The sequence below is a fragment of the Nitrospina gracilis 3/211 genome (assembly GCF_000341545.2).
GTDB lineage: Bacteria > Nitrospinota > Nitrospinia > Nitrospinales > Nitrospinaceae > Nitrospina > Nitrospina gracilis.
Genome location: NZ_HG422173.1, coordinates 2,082,400 through 2,088,390 on the forward strand (window position 1 = coordinate 2,082,400; position 5,991 = coordinate 2,088,390).

General features: G+C 58.0%; 8 protein-coding genes. 6 read left to right on the top strand and 2 right to left on the bottom strand.

Annotated features, from left to right (window positions below; translation table 11 throughout):
- The 6 genes from TX82_RS09890 to TX82_RS09910 all read left to right on the top strand — a co-directional run.
- A partial coding sequence (locus TX82_RS09890; RefSeq protein ID WP_042251032.1) for a hypothetical protein occupies positions 1-1,053 on the top strand: 1,053 nt, incomplete at its 5' end.
- Between the two features lie 21 nt (positions 1,054-1,074).
- Entirely contained in the window at positions 1,075-1,773 is a 699-nt protein-coding gene (locus tag TX82_RS09895) for an ABC transporter ATP-binding protein (protein WP_005009927.1), read from the top strand.
- Positions 1,770-2,939: an ABC transporter permease gene (locus TX82_RS09900; protein WP_005009929.1), complete on the top strand. Its 1,170-nt coding sequence runs from the start codon at positions 1,770-1,772 to the stop codon at positions 2,937-2,939. Before TX82_RS09895 ends, TX82_RS09900 begins: the two co-directional genes overlap by 4 nt.
- Positions 2,936-4,090, top strand: a complete 1,155-nt coding sequence (locus TX82_RS09905; protein ID WP_005009931.1) for an ABC transporter permease — start codon at positions 2,936-2,938, stop codon at positions 4,088-4,090. The genes TX82_RS09900 and TX82_RS09905 overlap by 4 nt, the downstream gene beginning before the upstream one ends.
- The gene (locus tag TX82_RS16780) at positions 4,050-4,238 is read left to right on the top strand and encodes a hypothetical protein (protein ID WP_244875020.1); all 189 of its coding nucleotides are present in this window, start codon (positions 4,050-4,052) and stop codon (positions 4,236-4,238) included. Before TX82_RS09905 ends, TX82_RS16780 begins: the two co-directional genes overlap by 41 nt.
- 2 nt (positions 4,239-4,240) lie before the next feature.
- The gene (locus TX82_RS09910) at positions 4,241-5,026 is read left to right on the top strand and encodes an outer membrane lipoprotein-sorting protein (protein ID WP_005009934.1); all 786 of its coding nucleotides are present in this window, start codon (positions 4,241-4,243) and stop codon (positions 5,024-5,026) included.
- A gap of 3 nt (positions 5,027-5,029) precedes the next feature.
- On the opposite strand, the gene TX82_RS09915 is transcribed toward TX82_RS09910, so the two are convergent.
- The gene (locus TX82_RS09915) at positions 5,030-5,590 is read right to left on the bottom strand and encodes an SLOG cluster 4 domain-containing protein (protein ID WP_005009940.1); all 561 of its coding nucleotides are present in this window, start codon (positions 5,588-5,590) and stop codon (positions 5,030-5,032) included.
- A partial coding sequence (locus TX82_RS09920; protein WP_042251033.1) for a DUF58 domain-containing protein occupies positions 5,583-5,991 on the bottom strand: 409 nt, incomplete at its 5' end. The genes TX82_RS09915 and TX82_RS09920, both read right to left, overlap by 8 nt.

Sequence of the window (5,991 nt, forward strand, 5' to 3'; positions counted from 1 at the left end):
TATGAGGGGCGATTTCTGGCTGCCTCGGAGTACCTGTGGGACGCGCCCCCTCTCTCAAACGACTTCAACCACCAGGTTCAGCTGAGAAATGGCCTCGTGGGAGATTTCTGGAGTGACGACACCTCGCTCCTCGACTTCGAATTCACCTTCCAATCCGAATATCGCGGCGGAGCCATCGAGCAAGTGGGCCTGGTGGACGAATGGGACCTGGACGTATTCCGCGGCTGGCTCCGTTTTGAGAAAGACCAGTTCCGTCTGCGTGGGGGACGTCAGGCCATCCTGTTCGGTCCGGGTCAGTTGTTCCGCCCCCTCGGGGTGTTCGACGACCGCCTTATATCCGGCGTCATTCCACAGACCACCGGGGTGGACGGCCTCCGCGCCACTTACTTCACCGGCCCCACCTCCAAAGTGGAAGGATGGGCCATCCCCGCACGCTTCAACGAACGCATCATTTGGGGACTGCGCGGCGAGCGCCAGATTGGTATTCTGGAGACGGGCTTGCTGTTCCAGTACAAGCCTGTCACCGATCTGGAGTTCCTGCCCAGTCACGATCTGGAACTGTTCCAGTTCGGCTACCACTTCAAAGGAACGCAGGTCATCGGCTTCTGGAACGAGGGGCGGGTGGATATCGAGCAGGACAAGCCGGGCAAACCGCTCCGCTTCGACAGCGTTGTGGGCGTGGATTACACCTTTGATTTCGGGCAGGGACTGCACGTCCTGCTGGAATACTTTTTCCGCACGCAGGAGCCGGGTTTCACCATTGAAGACGTCAAGGGCGAGCGCACCCTGCATGAGTTGGGACTGCTCATCGACCAGCCCGTTGGCATCGCCACTGTCTGGCGCTTCTTTGCTTTTTTTGATATGCGCGACCGCAGTTTCCAGATCGCGCCCCAGATCGAGCACAACGTGTTCGGTCAGGTCTATCTGTACCTCACCGCGTTGATTGGCGGCAGTGTGGAGGGCGACAACCGCACCGGCCGCCTGTTCCGCCAGACGCCGGTATTCAATGGCACCGAGTCGCGCATAGGCCTCACGCTGGTGTGGTTTCATTAACATTTCGATGGGAGTGCGTGCATGTTCACAATGCAGGACGTGACCAAGGTGTACCGGGTGGGAGAACAGGATTTCACCGCTCTGCACGGCATTTCCCTCGAAATCGAAAGCGGTTCCTTCATGTCATTCGTGGGGCCGTCCGGCTCCGGCAAAACCACCATCCTGAACCTGCTTGGCGGCCTCGACCGCCCCACCTCCGGCGAGGTGCGGTTCCAGGGCAAAGCACTCAGTTCCATGTCCCGCGACGAGTTGGCCGCCTTCCGCCGGGACCATGTCGGCTTCATCTTCCAGTCTTACAACCTGCTTCCTGTCTACGACGTGTACGAAAATGTCCTGTTCCCGCTTCTCCTCATGGGTAAAGCTGAAAACGATGTTCGCCGGAAAGTACGTGAGTTGGTGGACTGGGTGGGCCTGTCGGAGCAGATCAACAAAAAACCGGCGACGCTTTCTGGAGGACAGTGCCAGCGCGTCGCCATCGCCCGCGCGCTGGTGAAGGAACCGGCGGTGGTGCTGGCGGACGAACCCACCGCCAACCTCGACGCGGAGAACTCGTACCTCATTCTTGAGTTGATGAAAAAGCTTAACCGTGAACTCGGTGCCGCATTCGTGTTCAGCACTCACGATGAAAAAGTAACCCAGTACGTGCGTCGCGAAATCCGTCTCGAGGACGGATACGTAAAAGCAGATGAGGTGCGCAAGGTAGGGGGAGAGGCGGCATGATCTACGACATGGCGTTCAAGAATTTCATCCGGCAGGGCATGCGCGCCTGGCTGAACGTGCTGGTGACGGCGCTCATCCTCATCGCCGTTGTTTTTTCCCTGTCGCTTCTCAATGGCTTCCAGACGCAGGCCCTGCGCAACATGGCCAGCACCGATGTCGCCGGAGGGCATTACCGCGTGCCCGGTTTCGACATCCTGGAACCAACGGAGTGGGAGGACCAGACCCTGCCGGTCCCGGAACAGCTCGCGGGCCTGCCACACTCGGAAAAAGCCGAGGTGCTGGTGCAACAGGGGCAGTTGTTCCCAAACCGCCGCCTGTTCCCGGTGCAGTTGCGTGGCGTGGAGATGGAGCAGACCCTGCTGGAACTGCCGCTGGAACCTCTCAGGCGTGAAAGTCCGGAGGTGGGTTCGGTTATCCCCGTCATTCTCGGAAGCAAGATGGCGGAGAAATCGCATCTGGCGGTGGGTGATGTGGTGGTGCTCAAGTGGCGGGACCGCCATGGCGCGGTGGACGCGCTGGATGTGAAGGTGGTCGATGTGGTGCCGCTCATCAACCCGCGCATCGATGAAGGAGTGGTGTGGATGCGGCTGGATCACCTGCGTACCCTCACAGACCGGTCGGGTGAGGTCACCTGGGTGGCGGTGAAGGATCCAATGGGGGCCATCGCCGGATTCGAGTTCCAGTCGGTGGAAATGCTGATGCACGATCTCATGACGCTTCTTCGTCATGACCGGAGAAACACGCGCATTCTGTGGTTCATCCTCATCTCTCTTGCCGGCATCAGTGTGTTCAATACACAGATTCTCAGCGTGTTCAAACGGCAGAAAGAAATTGGCACCCTCCTGGCATTGGGCATGACGCCGCAGCGGGTGGTGCGGCTGTTCACCCTGGAGGGCAGTTTCGCCGCGTTTCTCGCCGTGGTGGCGGCGGTGATCCTGGGCGTTCCGTTTTTCATATGGTTCCAGGGGGTCGGTTTCGACGTATCGCACCTGAGCGAGACCGGCTTCCCGGTTCGCGAAAAAATCTTTCTCGACATCAACGCCTGGGAAGTGATCACTTCCACCCTCATCACGGTGGCAATTGTCATCGCGGTGGCCTGGGCGCCGGTGAAGAAAATCGTGCGGCTGGACCCGACACAGGCGCTCCGCGGGAGGGCCATCACGTGATCCGGTTTACCTTTAAAGGTATCCTGCGCGACAAAAGCCGTTCGTTGTTTCCATTTCTCATCGTCACCGTCGGCGTGGCGTTGATGGTGGGCCTGCTCGGGTTCATGGATGGCATTTTTATGGGTATGCTGGACATGTCGGCGAAACTCGACACCGGCCACCTGCGTTTCGTTAACAAACCGTTCTATAAAGAAGAACACCTCGTGCCTCTGGACCGGGCGCTGGCCGACCAAGAGGAAACCGGTGAATGGCTGGAGGCCAACAGCGACCCGCGCATCGAATGGACCCCGCGCATCCGCTGGGGAGCGTTGATGGATGTGCCTGACGAGGAAGGGAACACCGTGAGCCAGACGCCGGTCACCGGCATGGCGGTTCAGCTTTTGAACCCCGCTTCCTCCGAGCGGGAGCGGCTCGATTTGAAGGCCTCGGTCAGGGAGGGGCGCGTTCCCGAGAATCCCCATGAAATGCTGGTGGGGTATCAATTGGCTGAATCTCTTGGACTGAAACCCGGTTCCATGGTGACCCTGCTGGGCCAGACCTTCGACGGCGGGCTCGCCACCGACAACTACACGGTGACGGGGCTCATTCAATTCGGTGTCACCGCCATGGACAAGAAGATGGCACTCTTTGATTTGGCTGACGCGCAGCACACGTTTTACATGGACAACATGGTGACCGACTGGTTGGGCTTCCTGCCAGCTTCGGTGCCGTACGATGAGTACGCGGACATCAAGCAGGCCATCGAGGAAAAACTACCGGACCTGCGGCAGAATCCACCCAAGCAGTGGGCGAAAGACGATTTCCCCATCGCTCTCACCATTCTCGACCAGAGAAATATCGAAGAGATCGCCCGCAAGTTCGAACTCATCCGTGGGGTTATCGTGCTCATTTTCACCTTCCTCATGGTGCTGGTGTTGTGGAACGCGGGCCTTCTGAACGGCATTCACCGTTATGGCGAGATGGGTCTGCGCCTGGCGATGGGGGAAACCCACAAGCATCTTGTAGCCTCACTCACACTGGAAGCATTTGCGGTGGGGGTGCTGGGATCAATTGCCGGATGTGTGGTCGGCGGTCTTGTGGTGTTTTATTCTTCAGGAGGTGGGGGTGGATATGGGCGACGCCATGGCCAAATCGGGATTGATGATCAATGACATTGCGCGCGGCCGCGTCACCGTCGAAGGGTTCGTGCGCGGCATTGTGCCGGGCATGACGGCGAGCGTGGCGGGCAGTCTGTTCGCCAGTCTCGCCATCTTCAAACGCTCGGAGGCAAACCTGTTCCGCGAACTGGAAGTGGGGTGACGATGAACTGGAAACGCTGGATCAGAAATACTGCGTTGGGATGGGCGATGGTTTTGGCATTGGTATCCACAGCTGCGGGGCAGAACAGTATTCCTGAGGAATGGAAGAACCTCGATCCACTGAAACTGGTCGAGGCCATCGATGCCAACTTGTGGTCTGCAACCAAGTATGTCGAGGGGCGGCTGATTGTGGATAATGGCCGCCGGGTTCGCACGCTCGAGATGAACACATGGATGGAGGGCATCGTCAAGTCGTTCAGCCATTACAAGTCGCCGCCGCGCGAGCGCGATACCAAGATGCTCAAAATCGACCGCAAGCTGTGGCTGTATACACCCCAGACCGACCGCATCATACTCATTGCCGGTCACCTTCTGCGCCAGTCGATGATGGGAAGCGACCTGTCGTATGAAGACATGTTGGAGGATGAAAAGCTGAGCGACGCTTACATTCCCGAAATTGCGAAAGTGGAGGAATTCGAAGGGGTGAAAACTCTGGTGCTGGACCTCACTGCGAAGGATCCGGAAAAAACCTATCAGTTCCGCAAGGTGTGGACCGACCCGGAACGCAAGATTGTTTTGCGTGAACAGCGTTTTGCCAAGAGTGGAAAACTGCTCAAGATGATCGACTTCAAAGGCTACCGCACTATTGACGGTCGTCTTTTCCCGCGCAAGATGGTGTTCCGCGATATGTTGAAAGACAACACCAAGACCACCTACATGTTCGACCACATCGAGTTCAATGTGGACATCCCTGCAAAGTATTTTTCCAAACGGATTTTGAAACGGTGAGGGTCAGTCGAACCAGTCCGGTTCCAGACTGCGTACGGCGGCAATGACATCGTCGGGCGAGTCCACCACCCGGGCTTCCGTACGTTTGAATTCTTCCCAGATGTGATCCTTGTTGAGAAGCACGATCGGTTTTCTGTATTCGAGTGCCAGTTGAACTTCCGACCGCGTGCCGGGCCCGCCGGGGAAACCGATCACCACGTCCGACGTCAGCACGATGATGTGGTTTCTGCTGGCCACGCCCTTTCCCTGGATGCCCGACATGTGCAGGTGAGTGTAGATGGGAATATCCACGAAGTCATTGGGGTATCCCGGAGGTGTTTTGTAGTGACTGCGCATTGCCGCTCGGTCGCAGGCGACCCCGGAAGGCAGGATGCCGATGACTTTCCCCTTGCGGTGCGACACCTGGCAGAACGCCTGCGACGTGGATTCCATAACACCACCCCCGCCGCCCGTCACGAGGTTGAATCCCTGTTCGGCAATCCACCGCCCGATGGGCCATGTCAGTTTGGCGTATTGGTTGGTGCCGGAACCGATGATTCCAACCTGGATGGTTTTCTTAGGCATTGGTTTCCGCTGCCTTAATGTGGGGTGTGCTGAATCCCACCAGTGCAAGATAGGTAAGAATCGATTCCAGGTGCGCTTCGGAGTTGCCGGAAGACGATTCGTAATCGTGGGTTTTGAGCCGTACCTCGTCGCCGCGGCGCATCAGGTGGTATGCCAGGGAAGCGGTTTCCGAAACGCGTTGTTCCAAAACGGGAGATGATACCATTCTTTGAGTTTCCGGATCCAGGATGTGCAAAAATAGGGTGAAACTGTGAAATCCGCCATGTGCGAATTCCTTGACGCGCAGGTTTCCTGTTTTGGCGCTGGATTTCCAGTGCACCGCGCTCAAGGTGTCCCCCGGGCGGAACTCGCGCAGGGCGTAAAGGTCGTCGCCACTCTGGCTGATCACCCCTTCGCCTTCC

Bases quoted from the DNA above. Each gene is read 5' to 3' on its own strand.
- TX82_RS09895 (WP_005009927.1), top strand. From the start codon at position 1,075: ATGTTCACAATGCAGGACGTGACCAAGGTGTACCGGGTGGGAGAACAG.
- TX82_RS09900 (WP_005009929.1), top strand. From the start codon at position 1,770: ATGATCTACGACATGGCGTTCAAGAATTTCATCCGGCAGGGCATGCGC.
- TX82_RS16780 (WP_244875020.1), top strand. From the start codon at position 4,050: ATGGGCGACGCCATGGCCAAATCGGGATTGATGATCAATGACATTGCG.
- TX82_RS09910 (WP_005009934.1), top strand. From the start codon at position 4,241: ATGAACTGGAAACGCTGGATCAGAAATACTGCGTTGGGATGGGCGATG.
- TX82_RS09915 (WP_005009940.1), bottom strand. From the start codon at position 5,590: ATGCCTAAGAAAACCATCCAGGTTGGAATCATCGGTTCCGGCACCAAC.